This window comes from Pseudoxanthomonas sp. 134C1 (genome assembly GCF_057773065.1).
The window spans coordinates 91446-109198 of the sequence record NZ_JBYMTH010000014.1 but is presented as its reverse complement, the minus strand read 5'-3'; the positions used below and the strand labels follow the sequence as shown (position 1 = coordinate 109198).

Annotated in this window: 15 protein-coding genes; 12 read left to right on the top strand and 3 right to left on the bottom strand. The window is 67.0% G+C overall.

Annotation, left to right across the window (positions count from 1 at the left end; all coding sequences use genetic code 11):
- From AC3DEZ_RS20145 to hemC, 7 genes are all read left to right on the top strand, one after another.
- Positions 1-427, top strand: a 427-nt coding sequence (locus tag AC3DEZ_RS20145; protein ID WP_488389794.1) for a methyl-accepting chemotaxis protein, incomplete at its 5' end; no start/stop codon positions are given.
- A 165-nt stretch (positions 428-592) separates the two neighbouring features.
- Complete coding sequence (locus tag AC3DEZ_RS20140; protein WP_488389793.1) at positions 593-2146, top strand: serine hydrolase; 1554 nt, start codon at positions 593-595, stop codon at positions 2144-2146.
- A 64-nt stretch (positions 2147-2210) separates the two neighbouring features.
- Positions 2211-3476, top strand: coding sequence for a serine hydrolase domain-containing protein (locus AC3DEZ_RS20135; RefSeq protein ID WP_488389792.1), 1266 nt, complete (start codon positions 2211-2213; stop codon positions 3474-3476).
- A gap of 210 nt (positions 3477-3686) precedes the next feature.
- Positions 3687-4547 carry an energy transducer TonB gene (locus AC3DEZ_RS20130; protein WP_488389791.1) on the top strand — a complete coding sequence of 287 codons (861 nt, stop codon included), beginning with the start codon at positions 3687-3689 and terminating at the stop codon, positions 4545-4547.
- A gap of 42 nt (positions 4548-4589) precedes the next feature.
- Entirely contained in the window at positions 4590-5273 is a 684-nt protein-coding gene (locus tag AC3DEZ_RS20125; protein ID WP_488389790.1) for an alpha/beta hydrolase, read from the top strand.
- 102 nt (positions 5274-5375) lie between these two features.
- Positions 5376-6113: a LytR/AlgR family response regulator transcription factor gene (locus tag AC3DEZ_RS20120; RefSeq protein WP_447103645.1), complete on the top strand. Its 738-nt coding sequence runs from the start codon at positions 5376-5378 to the stop codon at positions 6111-6113.
- Positions 6114-6162: 49 nt separating this feature from the next.
- A complete protein-coding gene (gene hemC / locus AC3DEZ_RS20115) occupies positions 6163-7086 on the top strand; it encodes a hydroxymethylbilane synthase (protein WP_488389789.1) in 924 nt (307 codons plus the stop codon).
- 200 nt (positions 7087-7286) lie between these two features.
- Here the strand turns inward: hemC and AC3DEZ_RS20110 are convergent, their stop codons facing one another.
- Both AC3DEZ_RS20110 and AC3DEZ_RS20105 read right to left on the bottom strand, forming a co-directional pair.
- Positions 7287-8027 carry a DUF481 domain-containing protein gene (locus tag AC3DEZ_RS20110; RefSeq protein ID WP_447105172.1) on the bottom strand — a complete coding sequence of 247 codons (741 nt, stop codon included), beginning with the start codon at positions 8025-8027 and terminating at the stop codon, positions 7287-7289.
- A 745-nt stretch (positions 8028-8772) separates the two neighbouring features.
- Positions 8773-9438: a hypothetical protein gene (locus AC3DEZ_RS20105; RefSeq protein WP_488389788.1), complete on the bottom strand. Its 666-nt coding sequence runs from the start codon at positions 9436-9438 to the stop codon at positions 8773-8775.
- A gap of 176 nt (positions 9439-9614) precedes the next feature.
- Here AC3DEZ_RS20105 and AC3DEZ_RS20100 point away from each other — a divergent pair, with 176 nt between their 5' ends.
- Positions 9615-10586, top strand: a complete 972-nt coding sequence (locus tag AC3DEZ_RS20100; RefSeq protein ID WP_488389787.1) for a helix-turn-helix transcriptional regulator — start codon at positions 9615-9617, stop codon at positions 10584-10586.
- Positions 10587-10898: 312 nt separating this feature from the next.
- On the opposite strand, the gene AC3DEZ_RS20095 is transcribed toward AC3DEZ_RS20100, so the two are convergent.
- Positions 10899-11498: a lipocalin family protein gene (locus tag AC3DEZ_RS20095; RefSeq protein ID WP_488389786.1), complete on the bottom strand. Its 600-nt coding sequence runs from the start codon at positions 11496-11498 to the stop codon at positions 10899-10901.
- A 165-nt stretch (positions 11499-11663) separates the two neighbouring features.
- On the opposite strand from AC3DEZ_RS20095, the gene AC3DEZ_RS20090 reads away from it, so the two are divergent.
- From AC3DEZ_RS20090 to AC3DEZ_RS20075, 4 genes are all read left to right on the top strand, one after another.
- On the top strand, positions 11664-11987 hold the full coding sequence (locus AC3DEZ_RS20090; RefSeq protein WP_488389785.1) for a hypothetical protein: 324 nt from the start codon (positions 11664-11666) through the stop codon (positions 11985-11987).
- A 103-nt stretch (positions 11988-12090) separates the two neighbouring features.
- Positions 12091-14190 (top strand): prolyl oligopeptidase family serine peptidase, encoded by a 2100-nt coding sequence (locus AC3DEZ_RS20085; protein WP_488389784.1) that lies wholly within the window; start codon positions 12091-12093, stop codon positions 14188-14190.
- A gap of 215 nt (positions 14191-14405) precedes the next feature.
- Positions 14406-16526 carry a S9 family peptidase gene (locus AC3DEZ_RS20080; protein WP_488389783.1) on the top strand — a complete coding sequence of 707 codons (2121 nt, stop codon included), beginning with the start codon at positions 14406-14408 and terminating at the stop codon, positions 16524-16526.
- Positions 16527-16864: 338 nt separating this feature from the next.
- Entirely contained in the window at positions 16865-17476 is a 612-nt protein-coding gene (locus tag AC3DEZ_RS20075; protein WP_488389782.1) for a DUF6630 family protein, read from the top strand.
- Positions 17477-17753: the final 277 nt, after the last annotated feature.

The following is a 17753-nucleotide window of genomic DNA, read 5'->3' as shown; positions in this document are numbered from 1 at the left end:
GGTGGCCTCCGAGGTGCGCACGCTGGCCCAGCGCAGCGCCAACGCGGCCAAGGAAATCAAGGGCCTGATTGAAGCCTCGGTGGACCAGGTGTCCACCGGCTCGGCGCTGGTCAACCAGGCCGGCGCGACCATGGGCGAGATTGTCGCCTCGGTCCAGCGGGTCACCGACATCATGGCCGAAATCGCCGCCGCCTCGCAGGAGCAGTCCGCCGGCATCGAGCAGGTCAACCAGACCATCACCCAGATGGACGAGACCACCCAGCAGAACGCCGCCGTGGTCGAGGAGGTCGCCGCGACCGCGGGCGACCTGCGTCGGCAGTCGCAGGGCCTGGAGGAAGCGGTGTCGGTGTTCCGGCTCGGCCATTCCTCCACCGATCAGGTGCGGCGCTGGGTGACCGAAGCGGGACGGCGCGTGCTGGCGACCTGATCCGCTGCGACGCTTCCGGCATTTCCCGCATCAAGGAGGGAGGCGGGTCGGCCCGGACAGGCCGGCCTGTTTTCTCTCCGCGCCGTTTCAACCTTTCCGCCACGGCTGGCATCGAAACCGGATGCTGCCCGACGGAAAGGGGGCGCCACCAGGGTCGGGATACGCATGAGAACCTTGCCGTTGCTGTTCGCCGCATGGATGAGCCTGTGGCAGTTGTCGTCCACCGCCCTCGTACCTTCGAGTGGTTCCGGCTCCGCCAGTTCTTCCGTGAAGCCAACGTCCGCAGCGAAGGTGGCGGCGCCCGCCGGGCTGGAAGACTACCTGCGCGACAAGATGGCGCGCAGGCGCATCCCCGGCATGCAGGTCGCGGTTGTCCGCGATGGCCACGTCGTGTTTTCCGCCAGCTACGGCAAGGCCAACCTGCAGGACGACATCGCGGTGACCCCGGACACCGTGTTCTCGATCAACTCGGCGACCAAGACGTTCACCGGCGTGGCGATCCTGCAGCTGGCGCAGGCGGGCAAGTTGTCGCTGGACGCGCCGGTGTCGCGCTACCTGGATGGCCTGCCGCCGGCCTGGCAGGCGATCACCGTCCGCCAACTGCTCAACCACACCTCCGGCCTGCCCGACATCCTGGTGCCGCCACGCGCGCAGGGCACCGGCGCACTGGTCGGCGATGGCGGCGAGGACGCGGCATGGGAAACCGTGAAGACCCTGCCGATGGATTTCCCCACCGGCACGGCGTACCGCTACAACCAGACCAACTACGTGTTGCTGGGACGGATCATCGATTCGCTCGGCGGCATGCCGTTCACCCGCTTCATCGCCGAGCGTCAGTTCGCACCGGCGGGCATGGTCCACGCGGGATTCGGCGATTCACGCGACGTCACCGCGCACCGCGCGCAGCCGTATCGCTATCCGGGCGGCGCCACCGGAATCAGCCCGGGTACGCTCGAACATGCGTTCGACGAGTTCCCGCGCATGCTGCGCACCGGCGCGGGCATCAACACCACCGCCACCGAAGTCGCGAACTGGTTGATCGCCCTGCAGGATGGCCGCCTGCTCGATCGCGACAGTTTGCGCGAGCTGTGGGCGCCAGGCCGGTTCAATGACGGCGGGGCCACACCCTGGGCGGCCGGCTGGCCACGGATCGATCGCGAGGATCATCCGGCCGTGGCGGGGATCGGCGGCCGCCGTTCCGCATTCTTCGTGTATCCGCAGGATCACCTGGCGGTGGTGGTGCTGACCAACCTGGCGGGCGCCAATCCGGAGGAATTCATTGACGAAATCGCCGGCTTCTACGTGCCTGACCTGAGCGCACAGAACGGGGGCGGGCTGCCGCGCCGGATCAAGGCGCTGCGCGGCGGGCTGATCGCGCGTGGCTGGGATCAGGGCGTGGCGGTGGTCGCCGACCTCAAGCGCGAGGATCCGACCTACGAACTGCGCGAGGACGATCTCAATGGCTGGGGCTATCGGCTGGTGCAGGACGGTCAGGTGAAAGAGGGCCTGGCGGTGCTGAAGCTCAATACGGAGCTGTATCCGCGCAGCGGCAACACCTTCGATTCGCTGGCCGAAGCGTATGCGATCAGCGGCGACCGCGAGGCGGCGATCCGCAACTACCGCCTCTCGCTGGATCGCGATCCCGGCAACCGCAATGCGGTCGACCAACTGCGCGCGCTCGGCGCGCCGGTGGCATCCGGCGCGCCACCCCGGCATTGAGCCGGCTTGCCCGGCGGCGCGGACTGATATCCAATCGGTCCGTTGACCACGGGGAGCGGCGCACATGCACGAGGGTCCTGCCGGAATGATCGGCCGGCGTACTTTTCTGGGAGCCGCTTCCGCCGGCATGGCGATCGCGGCGCTGCGTCCCTTGCCGCTGCGCGCGGCCGATCCATCGCGTTACGACCATCCGTGGATTCCCTCCGATGCGTTCCTCGCCGACCTGCCGGAATGGATGCGCGCCTTCGGCGTGCCTGGCCTCGGCATCGCCGTGGTCGAGGACGGCGAAGTGGCGTGGCATCGCGCCTTCGGCATCGCCGACACGGCCAGTGGCGCGGCGGTGGACGCGGACAGCGTGTTCGAATGCGCCTCGCTGAGCAAACCGGTGTTCGCCTACGTGGTCCTGCAATTGATCGATGCGGGCACCTTGCAGCTCGACCAGACCCTGGCGCACTACCATCGTCCGGACTATCTGGCCAAGGACGATCCACGCCTGGACCGGATCACCGTGCGCGATGTCCTGCGCCACAGCAGCGGTCTGCCGAACTGGCGCGAGCATCCGGATCGCGAACCACTGCGCACCCTCGCCGAACCGGGACAGGGCGTGAATTACTCGGGTGAAGCCTTCTTCTGGCTGCAGCGGGTGGCGGAAACCGTCACCGGCGAAAGCCTGGATCAACTGGCCAGGCGGCATCTGTTCGAGCCGGCCGGCATGCGCGCCAGCACCTATGTCTGGAACGCGCATGCGGCGCGGCACTCGGTGATTGGCCAGCCCGCGCCGGACACCACGCCGACCGTGCAGACCTTCCATCGCCAATGGTCGCTGCTGCAGCCCCTCGCCGAAGCGGGGGGCAAGCCGCTGCGCGAATGGACCTGGGACGACGCGGTGCGCGCGCTGCCCAAGGCGCGGGCGTCGGCGCCCGAAGGCATGTTCGTGTGGCCGGGCGATCTGCTGGCCAATTCCGCCGCCAGCCTGCGCGGGCCGGTGCAGGACTACGCGCGCTTCATCGCCCATGTCATGCCGCGTGCGTCGCGCCGCTCCTGGGAGATCACCGAGGCCACCCGCCGGGCGATGCTCACGCCGCAGATGCCGTTGCGCGCGGGCTGGCTCGACAAGGGGCTGGGCTGGAATCTGGAGAGCATCGACGGACAGACGCGCTGGTTCTTCCACGGCGGCGCCAACGCAGGTCGCTACAAGACCTTCACGGTGGGCGATCCGCAGCGTCGTCGCGGACTGGTGGTGATGACCAACGGCGGCGGCGGCACGGGTGTCTACCAGCGCGTTGTCCGCGCCGCCACCGGACGGGATCTGCTCGCCTTCGATCTCTGATTCCCGGTCCGCGTCGGCAAAACGCGCGGGTCACCGCGTTGACGCGGTTCCGTCATCCGCGCCGCGTACTCTGCCGCCCGCTCAGGGGGCAGTCTTACGATGAAATCACGCGGTTACCGGATCCTTGTCCTTCCCGTTCTGCTGGCGCTCGGCGCTTGCCAGCCCGCACCGCCCGCGGCGGAGCGGGCGACGGCTTCCGCCTCCGCTTCCATGTCGCCGGCACCGCCGGTGTCGCCGGACGGCGTCATCGACAACAGCGAACTGATGCGCCTGGCCGCGCAGGCCCTGCAGGCGCATCGGCTGTACGCGCCGGCGGGGGACAACGCGGTGGAGTTCTACCTGGCCGCACGTGCGCGCCGTGCGGATGATGCCGCCATCCGTTCGGCGCTGACCGAGCTCCAGCCCTATCTGCTGATCGCGACCGAGCAGGCACTGGAACGCGGCGATGGCGCGGAGGCCGCGCGGCTGTTCGAACTGCTGCGTCGGCTGGATCCGCAGGCGCCCGCCCTGCCACGCCTGCAGGCCGGCCTGGCCGGACTGCCGCAGGCGCCATCGACGCAGGCGCCGCAGGCAATCGCCGGCGTGTCGGCGCCGGATTCACGCACCCCCCTTCCGGCAACGCAACCGGCGGTGTCCACGATCGCGCCGGTAGCCGCGCCGATGCCCGGCGCGATGCCGCTCGAAACCCCCGCGGCCGCATCGCCGGCATCCGCGCGGGAAACGGCCAGGTCGAACGACGCGGTGGTGGTCCCCGCATCGACGGCGACGGCTTCTCCACCGCCACCCGCACCGGTGCGCGCGGCCGCCACGGTATCCACGCCGCGCCTGCTGCAGGACGCACAACCGCGCTATCCGTTGCCGGCCTTGCGCAACCGGGTGGAGGGCGAGGTGGAACTGGCGTTCGTGATCCGTCCCGACGGCAGTGTCGGCGATGTGCGGCTGACCTCGGCGCAACCGCAGGGCGTGTTCGACGCCGCCGCCATGGCGGTCGCCGCGCGCTGGCGCTTCGAGGCCACCGGCCGCCCGCAGGCGTGGCAACGCACGGTGCGGTTCCGGCTGCCACCGCAATAACGGCCGCTGGCACCGCCCGGTCGCTGCGGCGACAATGGCGGGATGAACGATACCGCCACCGAACTGCTGGAAACCGTGGAACAGGAAACCGGCGCCGCGCCGGCCTGGTCCGTGTTGTGGCTGCATGGCCTGGGTGCCGATGGCCATGATTTCGCGCCGATCGTGCCCGAACTGGTGCGGCCGGACTGGCCCGCGCTGCGCTTCGTGTTTCCGCATGCGCCGGTGCGCGCGGTGACCATCAACAACGGCGTGCGCATGCGCGCCTGGTACGACATCGTCGGCATGGACTTCGCCACCCGTGCCGAGGCCGAGGGCATCGAGGCGTCGTTGATCCAGGTCGAAGCGCTGATCGCGCGCGAACTCGCTCGCGGCATCGCCCCGGAACGCCTGCTGCTGGCCGGATTTTCGCAGGGCGGCGCGATCGCGCTGTCCGCCGCGCTGCGCCGCAGCGTCCCGCTCGCCGGCGTGATCGCCCTTTCGACCTACCTGCCCGGCGCCGAGGGCGCGCAGCGTCATCTCGACGCGGCCGCGACACGCCAACCGGTATTCATGGCGCACGGCATCGGGGACCCGGTCATTCCGCTGGTCCACGCCGAACGCAGCGCGCAGGCCCTGCAGGCCATGGGATTCACGGTGGAATGGCATCGCTATCCGATGGCCCACCAGGTCTGTGCGGAGGAAATCCGCGATCTCGGTGACTGGATGTCGCGGGTTTTTGCGTTGTAGCCGGAAGAAACCACGATTTTCCGCCATGGATGACGTCCGCAACGACGGGGGCTACCATCGGCGGAGACGTCCCTGGCGTTCGAACGAGAGGATCCTCGTGCCGTGAAGGTAGTCATTGCCGACGACGAACCGCTGGCCCGCGAGCGCCTGCGCGCGCTGCTGGCTGAACAACCCGGCGTGGAAGTGGTGGCCGAGGCCGAGAACGGGGTGGGCGCGCTGCAGGCCTGCGCCGAACACAAGCCGGACGTGGTGCTGCTGGACATCGCCATGCCCGGCGTCGATGGCCTTGAAACCGCGCGCCACCTGGCGGCATTCGATCCACGCCCGGCGGTGGTGTTCTGCACCGCCTACGATGCCCATGCATTGTCCGCCTTCGAGGCGGCGGCCATCGATTACCTGATGAAGCCGATCCGCGCCGAGCGACTGGCCGCGGCGCTGGATCGCGCCCGCATGTTCATTGCCGGTCGCGCCAATGGCAACGGCCAGGAACCCGGGCCGTCCGCCCAGGTCCGCACCCACCTGTGCGCGCGCATGCGCGGCAGCCTGCGGCTGATTCCGATCGAGGAAGTCCACTATCTCCAGGCCGAGGAGAAGTACGTGGTGGTCCATCACGCCCGTGGCGAGGACCTGATCGAGGAGTCGTTGAAATCGCTGGAAGAGGAATTCGGCGATCGCTTCGTGCGCATCCACCGCAATTGCCTGGTGGCCCGGCACGAACTGGTGGAGCTCAAGCGCGTCGGCGACGGGCACGTGCAGGCCATCCTGCGCCACGGCAAGGCCCCGCTGGAGGTCAGCCGCCGCTGCGTGGCGGGCCTGCGCGAGACCGTCCGCCACCTCTGACGCCGTCCCGGCCCGTGCCCGCCAGCGCGAGGTGCGGGATAATGCGCGGATGAAACTCCGCATCGCCACCCGCAAGAGCCCGCTCGCCCTCTGGCAGAGCGAACACGTCGCCGAACGCCTGCGTGCCGCCCACCCGGACCTGGAGGTGGAGCTGGTGCCGATGAGCACCCGCGGCGACGAAGTGCTGGATCGCTCGCTGGCCGCCATCGGCGGCAAGGGCCTGTTCCTGAAGGAACTGGAAGTGGCGATGCTGCGTGACGAGGCCGACTGCGCGGTGCACTCGCTGAAGGATGTGCCGATGGATCTGGAGCCACCGTTCGCGCTGGCCGCGATCCTGGCGCGTGCCGATGCCGCCGATGCCTTCGTGTCCAACCGCTACGAGCACCTGGACGCATTGCCGCAGGGCGCGATCGTCGGCACATCGTCGCTGCGCCGGCAGGCGCAGCTGCGCGCACGCCGGCCGGATCTGCAATTGCGCGACCTGCGCGGCAACGTCAACACCCGGCTGGCGAAACTGGATGCCGGTGAATACGACGCCATCGTGCTGGCCTGCGCGGGCCTGCAGCGGTTGGGATTCGACGCGCGCATCCGCGCGCGGCTGCTGCCGCCGGAATGGTTGCCGGCGCCGGCGCAGGGCGCGGTGGCGGTGGAATGCCGCGCCGACGACGCGGCGACGATGGCGTTGTTCGCCGCGCTGGACGACGCCGACACCCGTTGCTGCGTGGAAGCCGAGCGGGCCATGAACCGTGCGCTGCATGGCAGCTGCCATGTGCCGGTGGCGGCGTTTGCGACGCTCTCGGCCGATGGCGCCGAACTGCAACTGCATGGTCTGGTGGGATCGGCGGAAGATGGCCGCGCGGTGCGTGCCGACGGTATCGGCGCGTCGCGGTCTCCGGAAGATCTGGGCAAGGCGGTTGCTGCGCAATTGCTGGCGGGTGGCGCCGGTGATCTGCTGGATGCCGCGCTGGCCTGAAAAGCGAGCCCCCGGTTTCCTTCGAGCCCGCCGTTCGGCTGGTGAGAAGCATTCAGGAGGGGAGGCGGGCCGTTGCGTGTCGTGCCGATCAGAACGGCCGCGGAAAAGAAGAAGAACCCGTTGCCGTCGCGGGCAGCCGTGCGGATTCCGAGCTGATCGATGGAGCAAATTCCAAGCCGATCAGCGGAGCAAGCTCCGCTCTACTTGAACTTGTAGACCACGTTCATGGTGGTCAGGGTGTCGGTGCGCTTGAGGTTCTCGGCGGCGTCGCTGTTGTGGCGGGCCTGCCAGCCGGCCTTCAGCGCCAGGTGCGAATTCATCGTCACCGACAGGCCCAGATCGTTCTGGGCGAACGTGTTGTACTCGCCTGATTCCACCAGCAGCTTGTTGACCAGTTCGGTGTTCTCGCTCAGCGACACCCGCAGATCCACCAGGCCGCGTCCGATCACGCTGGATTCGTTGCGCTCCTCCAGGGTGTCGTAGGCGCGGCGGAAGCCCGGGCCCACCTGCAGATCCAGCTGGGTGCGGTCACCATCGACCACGCGGTTGCCGTAGCTGACGCTGACCGAGGTCTGTCGGCTGAACGTACCGAAGTCGTCTTCCTCGTGGCGCAGCGAAGTGTTGACCGTGCCGCGCGAGTCGGTGCGGTAGGCGCCGTTGCCGGTGAGGGTGTAGCGGTTGGCGGTGGTGCGGCGATCGCGCTTGACCGAACCATCGGGTTGGGTCGACTTGTATTCGGAGCTGGCGCGCAGGCCGGACAGGCTGCCGCTGTATTTCCAGGCGCCGCCATCGGCGTAGTTCAGATCCAGGCGCGCATTGAGGCTTTCGGTGCTGCTGTTGCCATGGGCCGAGGCGAAGCCGAGCTCGCCGCCGCCGCTCCAGGGCGAGCTGGGTTGCAGGGGTTCGGCGGGTGCGCCGGTGTCCGGACGCGGCGGCGGCATCGGCAGCGGCGGTCCCTTGTGGCTGAGCGCGAGGGATTCCTTCTGGGTCATCGCGCCGCCGGCCTTGGCCTTGGCGCTGGGGGCCGTGGCGCCCACCTTCAGATTGTTGTCCTGCGCATGCGCGAGCGGCGCGCCGGCCAGGCACAGCAGGGAAAGGGACAGGGCGAGCAGGTTGGGACGGGGCATGGAGGGCCTCGGCGAGGGCGTGGGACGCGCTTCCGGCGTCATCGCCGTGTGAACGTCGAAAACGGTTACATGGTAACAATCCAGACATCCTGCCTCAAGGCAAGTGATTGTTTGGATTCAGATTCGTGACCGATTCTGCCATGCTTTCATTCACATTTGTGGCGTCATCGCCTTTGCGGATCAGGTGCGTTTCACGTTTCCACGTTCTGGTCCGGCTCCCGGCCCGCCGCCGCCGCCGCGGTGCTTGATGCGTCCGGACAACCGCGTCGTTCCCCGTTCCGGCCCGGACCATGGCCATGCGCGGGTTGAACAGGCGTCGGGTGCGGGCGTGAGCATGCTCCCCGCGTGACTTCCGGCTGTTCCCCGCGCTCGCGCCATCACGACAACATGCGGGCAACACGCTCCTTTTCCCGGGACACGAGGTATCCACCATGCCAAGGAAAATCCTCATGGGTCTGCTGATGGTGGCGCTGGCATGCGCCATCGCCGGTTCCGGCTATGCCTTCGGCAAGTATCTGGCGCAGCGCGACCACGCGGCCGCCGCGCCGGCCGCGACCGGCTAGGGCGTGTCGATGGCGATGGCGGGATCGTCGAAGCGCGAATACGCCAGGGTCATGGTGTAGGGCCCGCTGGCGGTCTCGCCGCTGTGCTGCAACTGCAGCGGCCGGCCTTCGCGATCAATCCAGTACAGGAACTCGCCGGGCTCGGGCTGGGTGTGGCGCACCCGGTAGCGGCGCGCGCGCTGGCCGGCCACGTTTTCCTCGCCCAGGAACTCTGCCGACATGCCGCTGCGGTTTTCGCGGATCTTCATCGGGTCCCGCCATTGGCTGACGGTGCCTTCCGGGATCGGCACTTTCGTCTGCCGCCCGTGCATCTCCATGTACATGGTGTCGCCGATGATCACCTGGGTGCCGACCGGCATGATCATCCGGTAGCGATCCGGCGCGACGAAGTCCATCTCGTTCTGCATCGGTTGGCTGCCTTCCACGGTCATCACCGCATGGAAGCTGCGCGCGGCCAGGAACCGCTCCATCGAGGCGGTGACCTCGGCCAGGGCATCGACCGCCGGAGCCGCGGGTGCGGGCGCGCCACTGGCGGCGGGCGCGGGGGCTCCGGTCGCGGCCGGTTCCGGCGGCCGCGAGCAGGCCATCAGGGTGGTCGTCGCCAGCAGCAGGCAGGGAAGGAATCCGGGCAGGCGGGATGGCGACACGCGGCGGGGGAACATGGCGGGCTCCAGGGTACGGAAACAGTGGCCGCTTGGGTCCGTGCGTTGGGGGAGTCCGGGCGGCGCATCCACGCCCCGGGCCCCTGGCACCGCACGGGCCCAAGCGGCCGGGTCCCGTACTGGTGCCAACGCGAACCGGACGGCGAAAACGGCCACGGCTCGGCCATAATCATGGCATGGACAAGATCGAACGCATCACCGCCCTGCATCGCATCCTGAAGGCATCGCGCTATCCGGTGACGGTCAAGCGCCTGCAGGAGGAACTCGGCTGCTCGCGCGCCACCGTCTATCGGGACCTGGCCTACCTGCGCGATGCACTGATGGCGCCCATCGAAGGCGACGGCGAAGCCGGCTTCCGCTACGAGGCGGCCGAAGGCGAGCGTTTCGAGTTGCCCGGCCTGTGGCTGAGCTCGGAAGAACTCTATGCCCTGCTGGCGGCGCAGCAATTGCTGGTACGCACCGGCGGCGGCGTGCTGTCGGGCGCGTTGGCGCCTCTGCAGAAACGCATCGAGGGTCTGCTGGCCGATCACGCGGGTGTTTCGCAATGGCCCGTGGATCGCGTCCGGGTGATTCCGCACCGCGGGCGCCGGCTGGATGAAGCCAGCTTCCGCACGGTGGCTTCCGCGGTGCTGGAGCGCAAACAGCTGGCGTTCGAGTACCGCGCCCGCTCGACCGACGAGCGCACCCGCCGCGCGGTGTCGCCGCAGCGCATCACCCACTACCGCGACAATTGGTACCTGGATGCCTGGGATCACGAGCGCAAGGCGCTGCGCAGCTTCGCCGTGGATCGCATTGGCGGCGCGCGCCTGCTGGAGGACGCGGCGCGGGACCTGTCCAACGACGATCTCAACCAGCATCTGGCCTCCAGCTACGGCATCTTCTCCGGCGAGCCCAAGGGCTGGGCGACGATCATGTTCAGCCCCAAGGCCGCGCGCTGGGTCGCCGACGAACAGTGGCACTCCAAACAGCAGGGCCGCCTGCTGTCGGATGGCCGCTATGAACTGAAGGTGCCCTACAGCGTTTCGCGCGAACTGCTGATGGACATCCTGCACTACGGCGCCGACGCGGAAATCATCGAGCCGTCGGTGCTGCGCGAGCAGGCCAAGTCGTTGCTGGAACTGGCGCTGTCCAATTACGGGAAGCGCTGAGCGGCGGCCGTTTCGGTTGGCGGAGCAGGCTCCGCGCCATGGATACCCGCCGCGGTATCCCCTTGTCGGAAAGATGTCGAACTCTCGCGGCCCTTGACCAGCCTTCGGCTGTTGAGGAGCGCAAAAAAGGGGGCAGGCGCCGAAGGCGACGGGGGGATTGACCCGCCATCCGGCGGTTGAGAGGCGCCGGCTCTTGGCGCTGAAAGCAAATCCCCCTCAATCCCCCTTTTGCAAAGGGGGGCGAAGCGGAGCTTGATTCCCGAATCCCGGCTTTTTTCAACGGCCGCACGGCCGGTCATCCCGAATCCCGAATCAGGGATTCTTGGGATCCGCGAAACCGGGCTTGCCAACCTGGGCCGGGGCCTGCGGTTCGCGGACCAGTTGGCGCGCGTTGACGCCGTAGTCGCGCATCTTGCGGATGAGCTGCTGGTAGAGCGCATCGTCCATCTCCGGCGAACGCGAGAAGATCCAGCCGAGATCGCGTTCGGGATAGCTGATCAGCGCCCAGGAATAGTCCGGGGCCACTTCCAGGATATGGAATTTGGCCGGCACCACGCCGACGAACCACAGGGTCCAATCGCGGTTGCCGCTGCCGCCCTTCACCGACGCGCGTGCCTCGCGGACCTGTTCAGGTTCACTGAAGCCTTCGCGGTGGAGATAGCGCACCGCGATGCGGTCACCTTCGCGGGCGGTGTACTCGTAGCGGCCGGTCACGTGGCCGCGCTCGGCGAAATAGGGAATGTGCGCGGTCACGTACCAGGTTCCCATGAAGCGCGGCAGATCGATGTCCGCCGCCTGTGCCGTCGTCTCCAGGCCCATCGACCGGGGCTCGCCCTGGCTGGCACACGCGGTCACCGCGGCAATCAGGGCGCACGTCAGGACGGCGCGAAGACGGCACAGCGATGGGGACATGCAGGACTCCTGGGTGGTAATTCGTTGCAACCCGTCGCCGAAGCGGCGGGCGACACGAATATCGCATATCGGCATGAAGGCGAGAATCTCCGGCCGGCGCATGGCGTCGCAATCCGTGAGAAGAGCGCGCGGCAGTCTGGAGTCCTGTCCATCGGAGTTCATGCCATGCGCGACTTTGCCCATTCCGTTTCCCCCGAAGCCACCGCCGCGCGCGGGCCGGATCCGCAACTCGAACGCGTGCTGCGCCGCGTGGTCGCGACGGGACTGGCGCTGGTCCTGCTGTTCCCGCTGGCGCGGGGAGAGATTCCGTGGCTGGGCTGGGCGCCCTTGTGGCTGGTCGGGATGCCGTTGGCCGCCTGGTGGGCGCTGCACCGCTTCCGCCTGCCGCAATGGCCGGATCGCCGCGCCGGCAGCGGGCGCCGCCATCGCCACGCGCAGGCGCGTCGGCGCGCGGGGACGCCGCGCGGCCCCCAGTGGCGGGCGGCCTGAGCCGTCCCCCGCGGGCCCTGCCGCACTGACGTTCGACAGGGGAGGAGGGCCACGGACTTGTGCTAGCGTGAAGGAATTGTCTTCGCAATCCGGAGTTTCCTTCATGTCCAAGCTTGTCCATGCCTGCCTGGCGGCAGGCCTCGCCGCCGCCGCCGTGAGCGGCCACGCCCAGGAACAGAACGCCGTGGCCAACGACCCCTACGCATGGCTGGAAGAGGTGGAAGGCCAGAAACAGCTGGATTGGGTGCGGGCGCAGAACGCCAAGGCGGAGGCTGAAATCGCTTCCACCCCCGCCTTCAAGGAACTGGAGGCCAGCATCCTGGCCATTCTTGACTCGGACGCCAAGATTCCGGGTGTACAGAAAATCGGCGCGTACTACTACAACTTCTGGAAGGACAAGCAGCACGAGCGCGGCCTGTGGCGCCGCACCACGCTGGAGGAGTACCGCAAGCCGCAGCCGCAGTGGGAAACCGTGCTGGATCTGGATGCGCTGAACAAGGTCGAGGGCAAGAACTGGGTCTGGCATGGCGCCGACTGCCGCAAGCCGGACTACACCCGCTGCCTGATCGCGCTCTCGCGCGGCGGCGCCGACGCCGACGAGACCCGCGAATTCGACCTGACCACCAAGACCTTCCTCAAGGACGGCTTCTACCGTCCGGAGGCCAAGGGCGGCCTGGGCTGGAAGGATGCGGACACGGTCTATGTCTTCACCGACTTCGGCGACGGCAGCATGACCACTTCCGGTTACCCGCGCATCGTCAAGGAATGGAAGCGCGGCACGCCACTTTCGGCCGCCACCGTCGTCTACGAAGGCAAGCCGGATGACATGTACATCGCCGCTTTCCATGACGACACCCCGGGCTTCCAGCGCGATTTCGTCAGCCGCACGCTGGCGTTCTACAACGACGAACTGTTCCTGCGCGGCGCCGACGGCAAGCTGGTCAAGATCGACGTGCCCAACTCGGTCAACAAGGGCGCGTTCCGCGAATGGCTGACCCTGGAACTGCGCGAACCGTGGACCGCCGGTGGCAAGACCTACAAGGCCGGTTCGCTGCTGGTCGCCAGACTCGATGATTTCATGGCCGGCAAGCGCGAGTTCGACGTGCTGTTCGAGCCGACCGATCGCACCTCGCTGGCCAGCTTCACCTTCACCCGCCACCACCTGGTGCTCAACGTCCTGGAAGACGTCAAGAACAAGCTCAGCGTGCTGACGCCCGGCGAAGGCGGCTGGAACAAGAGCGAGTTCACCGGCGCCCCGGCGTTCGGCACCCTCGGTGTCAGCGCGGTCGACGCGGACGAAAGCGATGCGGTCTGGCTGACCGCCACCGACTACCTGACCCCGACCACGCTGTCGCTCGCCGACATCGGCAAGCAGCCGGAACAGCTGAAGACGATGCCTGCGTTCTTCGATGGTTCGAAGGATGTCATCGAGCAGCACTTCGCCACCTCCAAGGACGGCACCAAGGTGCCGTACTTCGTGGTGCGCCCGAAGGACCTGAAGCTGGACGGCAGCACGCCGACCCTGCTGTACGGCTATGGCGGCTTCGAGGTTTCGCTGACGCCCGCCTACTCCGGCGGAGTCGGCAAGGGCTGGCTGGAAAAGGGCGGCGTGTACGTGGTCGCCAACATCCGTGGCGGCGGCGAGTATGGCCCGCGCTGGCACCAGGCCGCGCTGAAGGCCAATCGCCACAAGGCCTACGAGGACTTCGCCGCGGTCGCGCAGGATCTGGTCGCGCGCAAGATCACCACCGCCAAGCGCCTGGGCACCCAGGGCGGCAGCAACGGTGGCCTGTTGATGGGCAACATGCTGACCCAGTACCCGGAACTGTTCGGCGCGGTCGTGGTGCAGGTGCCGCTGCTCGACATGAAGCGCTACAGCCACCTGCTGGCCGGCGCGTCGTGGATGGCCGAATACGGCAACCCGGACACGGCCGACTGGGACTACATCAAGACCTTCTCGCCGTACCACCTGTTCGATCCGGCGAAGACCTATCCGGCGACGCTGTTCACCACGTCCACGCGCGACGACCGCGTCCACCCGGGCCACGCGCGCAAGATGATGGCCAAGATGCTGGAAGCCAACAAGGACGTGCGCTACTACGAGAACATCGAAGGCGGCCATGGCGGCGCGGCCAACAACGCCCAGGCCGCGCACATGAGCGCGCTGGCCTACACGTTCCTGTGGCAGCAGCTGACCAAGTAAGCGCAAGTGCGTGAATGCTTTCCCCTTCGCAGGGGAAAGCCGCAGTTTCCTTCCCCGTTGACGGGAAGGCTGGAGAACTCCCTTTCCCGTTCGCGGGGAAGGCTGGACAGCTCCCTTCCCCCGCGTGCGGGGGAAGGGGCCCGAAGGGCGGATGGGGGCAAGCCCGCCAGCCCCGACCTCCCACCCATTGCATCCCGCTGGAACGGACCCCATCCATGAAACCGACTTCCTTCCTGTTCGCGACCGTCCTGATGACCGCCCCCTTTGCTTCCGCCGCCGCCGATCTCACGCCGCCCGATGCCGCCAAGAAGCCGCACGTGGTCAAGGCGCCGTTCGGCGCCGAGCGCAACGACGAGTACTACTGGCTGCGCGACGACGATCGCAAGAACCCCGACATGCTCGCCTACCTCAAGGCCGAGAACGCCTACGCGGACGCACTGATGGCGCCGCTCAAGCCGCTGCAGGACGCGCTCTACAAGGAGATCGTCGGCCGCATCAAGCAGGACGACAGCAGCGTGCCGTACCGTGAGCGCGGCTACTGGTACTACACCCGTTTCGAGACCGGCAAGGACTATCCCGTCCACGCCCGCCGCAAGGGCAGCATGGAAGCGGCCGAAGAAGTGCTGCTGGACATCAACGCGCTGGCCGAAGGCAAGGGCTATTACAGCGTCGGCGACTACGAGGTCACCCAGGACAACGGCATTCTCGCCTACGCCGAGGACGCGGTGGGTCGCCGCCAGTACGTCATCAAGTTCAAGAACCTGACCACCGGCGAGTTGTATCCGGATCAGATCACCGGCGTCTCGCCCAACCTGGTCTGGGCCGACGACAACAAGACCCTGTTCTACATCGAGAACGATCCCGAGACCCTGCTGACGGTGCGGGTGAAGAAGCACGTGCTCGGCACGCCGGCCTCGCAGGACGTGCTGGTCTACGAGGAAAAGGACGACAGCTTCTACATGGGCATCGGCCGCACCCGCGACGACAAGTTCATCTGCATCGGCGTGGAAAGCACGGTGTCCTCCGAATCGCGCTGCGCGCCGGCCGCCAATCCGGCCGAGTTCACCGTGCTGGCTCCGCGCGAGCGCGACGTCGAATACAGCGCCGATCACCTGGACGGCCGCTGGGTCATCCGCACCAACTGGAAGGCGCAGAACTTCAAGATCATGACCGCGCCTGACGGCGCCACCTCCCGCGAGCAGTGGAAGGACTGGGTGCCGCACAGCGACAAGGTCTACATCGAAGGCTTCGAACTGTTCGACGGCTTCACCGCCATCAGCGAGCGCTCCGAGGGCCTGGAGCGGATCCGCCTGCTGCGCGCCGACGGCAAGGAGGAATACGTGAAGGCCGACGAGCCGGCGTATTCCATGGGCCTGGACGTCAATTCCGAGCACGACACCGACTGGCTGCGTTACAGCTACACGTCGATGACCACGCCGGCCACGACCTATGAACTGAACACGAAGACCGGCGAGCGTCGCCAGCTCAAGCAGCAGCCGGTGATCGGCTACGACACATCGAAGTACACCACCGAGCGCGTGTGGGTCGAAGCCCGCGACGGTACCAGGGTGCCGGTGTCGCTGGTCTACAGGAACGGCTTCAAGAAGGACGGCACCGCCGCCCTGCTGCAGTACGGCTACGGCAGCTATGGCGCGTCCATGGATCCGGGTTTCAGCGGTCCGGTGGTCAGCCTGCTGGATCGCGGCATGGTCTACGCCATCGCCCACATCCGCGGCGGCCAGGAAATGGGTCGTGCGTGGTACGACAACGGCAAGCTGCTCCACAAGAAGAACACCTTCACCGACTTCGTCGACGTCACCGACGCGCTGGTCAAGCAGGGCTACGCGGGCAAGGATCGCGTCGCCGCGATGGGCGGCAGCGCCGGCGGCCTGCTGATGGGCGCGATCACCAACCTGGCGCCGGACAAGTACCGCGCGATCGTCTCGCAGGTACCGTTCGTGGACGTGGTGACGACCATGCTGGATCCGACCATCCCGCTCACCACCAACGAGTACGACGAGTGGGGCAATCCGGAGAAGAAGGAGTTCTACGACTACATCGTCACCTACTCGCCGTACGACAACCTCAAGTCGCACGCCTACCCGGCAATCTTCGTCGGCACCGGCCTGTGGGACTCGCAGGTGCAGTACTGGGAACCGGCCAAGTACGTCGCCCGCCTGCGCGACGTCAACACCGGCAAGCTGCCGGTGCTGTTCCGCACCAACATGGAAGCCGGCCACGGCGGCAAGTCCGGCCGCTTCCGCCGCTACCAGGAAATGTCGGAGTACTACGCGTTCGTGCTGGATCAGCTGGGCGCCGATACCACGGTCAAGTAAACCGCTCGCGCTTCCTCGCGATGCTTGCAGAAGAGCCGGGCCATGCCCGGCTCTTTTTTTGTACCTGGCTGATGGAACGATTTTCCTCTTCAAGCGCCTCCATCCCGGCCTTCCCCCGTGAATGGGGGAAGGGGCTTACTCAGCCTGCTCATAAACAGGCGCGCCCCCTCCCCCGCACGCGGGGGAGGGTTGGGGTGGGGCCAGCCGGCGCCATGACGTCGACCGGTCGAGAGACCAAGCATTCAACATGTGATTCACTGAACTTTCCACACGCTTTCGCGGAAATACGGTCGCGGACACCTATCATCCAGCCTCCTTATGTAAACGGAGGCAGTCACGTGCTGAAACTGTTCAAGCGCTTGGTCGCGGCGTGGAATGCGGAGACTCCTGCACCAAGCTACGGCGTTGAGGCCAAGAACGTTTCTGAAGATGAGAACGACGATGAGCTGTTCTTGATGAGTTTCGTCGAGATTGAAGCGCTTGGCGCCCTCATCCAGCTTCTTGCACAGCAACTCGGCGACGCCACGGCATCAGCGCTTGCCAAGCGCGCGATCAGTAACATCACGCCGGATGATGATGCGGCTATGGCCTTCGCTGCTGGGACCAGCAGCGAATCCGATGAGATGTTATCGATTTATGTCGATTGGAATGGCAGCGGTGAGATCGAGTGGTTGGCGAACCGGGTTCTGGAAGCGCTGCGCATTCCCGAGCGGTGGCATTGGAAGCCTGGCGAGGAAGACGTGTCTGTCCCGGCCGGATTCCATGCGTTGGAGGTCTGGCTTGCTCCACGAGGACTTCGGTTGCTCTACGTGAAGACAGACGGAGACGATGCGCTCGCTTTTCCGGTTGACGCAAGCAGGGAAGCCGCAGCACGGGCATTGGCGAAAGAGGCGGGAATGATTGTCTTTGTGTCGAGAAAGGAAGCAGACGCCTACTACGAGGGGAACTGATCAGGAAGACGTTCACGGAACGTGCGTCACCCCGGAGGGGTGGATGAGCGCGATTCCTTTTCGAATTCGTAGTTTCCACGTCGTCTGGCCGACCTGTCGTGTCACCGTCGGAGCCCTCGTTTGAGAAGTGCCGGCGGGCGGGACCGGCATCCACACGGTTGAGCTTGGAGCAGCATCAACCTGATCCATGGGTCCCCCGACGAGACGGAAACGTACGGAATGTGGCGTTGACTGCATGGACCCCGACAGTTCATCGCCAGACTCTGCCTCCCCACTG

Bases quoted from the DNA above. Each gene is read 5' to 3' on its own strand.
- AC3DEZ_RS20095 (WP_488389786.1), bottom strand. From the start codon at position 11,498: ATGTCCCCATCGCTGTGCCGTCTTCGCGCCGTCCTGACGTGCGCCCTG.
- AC3DEZ_RS20125 (WP_488389790.1), top strand. From the start codon at position 4,590: ATGAACGATACCGCCACCGAACTGCTGGAAACCGTGGAACAGGAAACC.
- hemC (WP_488389789.1), top strand. From the start codon at position 6,163: ATGAAACTCCGCATCGCCACCCGCAAGAGCCCGCTCGCCCTCTGGCAG.
- AC3DEZ_RS20130 (WP_488389791.1), top strand. From the start codon at position 3,687: ATGTCGCCGGCACCGCCGGTGTCGCCGGACGGCGTCATCGACAACAGC.
- AC3DEZ_RS20135 (WP_488389792.1), top strand. From the start codon at position 2,211: ATGCACGAGGGTCCTGCCGGAATGATCGGCCGGCGTACTTTTCTGGGA.
- AC3DEZ_RS20090 (WP_488389785.1), top strand. From the start codon at position 11,664: ATGCGCGACTTTGCCCATTCCGTTTCCCCCGAAGCCACCGCCGCGCGC.
- AC3DEZ_RS20105 (WP_488389788.1), bottom strand. From the start codon at position 9,438: ATGTTCCCCCGCCGCGTGTCGCCATCCCGCCTGCCCGGATTCCTTCCC.
- AC3DEZ_RS20085 (WP_488389784.1), top strand. From the start codon at position 12,091: ATGTCCAAGCTTGTCCATGCCTGCCTGGCGGCAGGCCTCGCCGCCGCC.
- AC3DEZ_RS20110 (WP_447105172.1), bottom strand. From the start codon at position 8,027: ATGCCGCCGCCGCGTCCGGACACCGGCGCACCCGCCGAACCCCTGCAA.
- AC3DEZ_RS20080 (WP_488389783.1), top strand. From the start codon at position 14,406: ATGAAACCGACTTCCTTCCTGTTCGCGACCGTCCTGATGACCGCCCCC.
- AC3DEZ_RS20140 (WP_488389793.1), top strand. From the start codon at position 593: ATGAGAACCTTGCCGTTGCTGTTCGCCGCATGGATGAGCCTGTGGCAG.
- AC3DEZ_RS20100 (WP_488389787.1), top strand. From the start codon at position 9,615: ATGGACAAGATCGAACGCATCACCGCCCTGCATCGCATCCTGAAGGCA.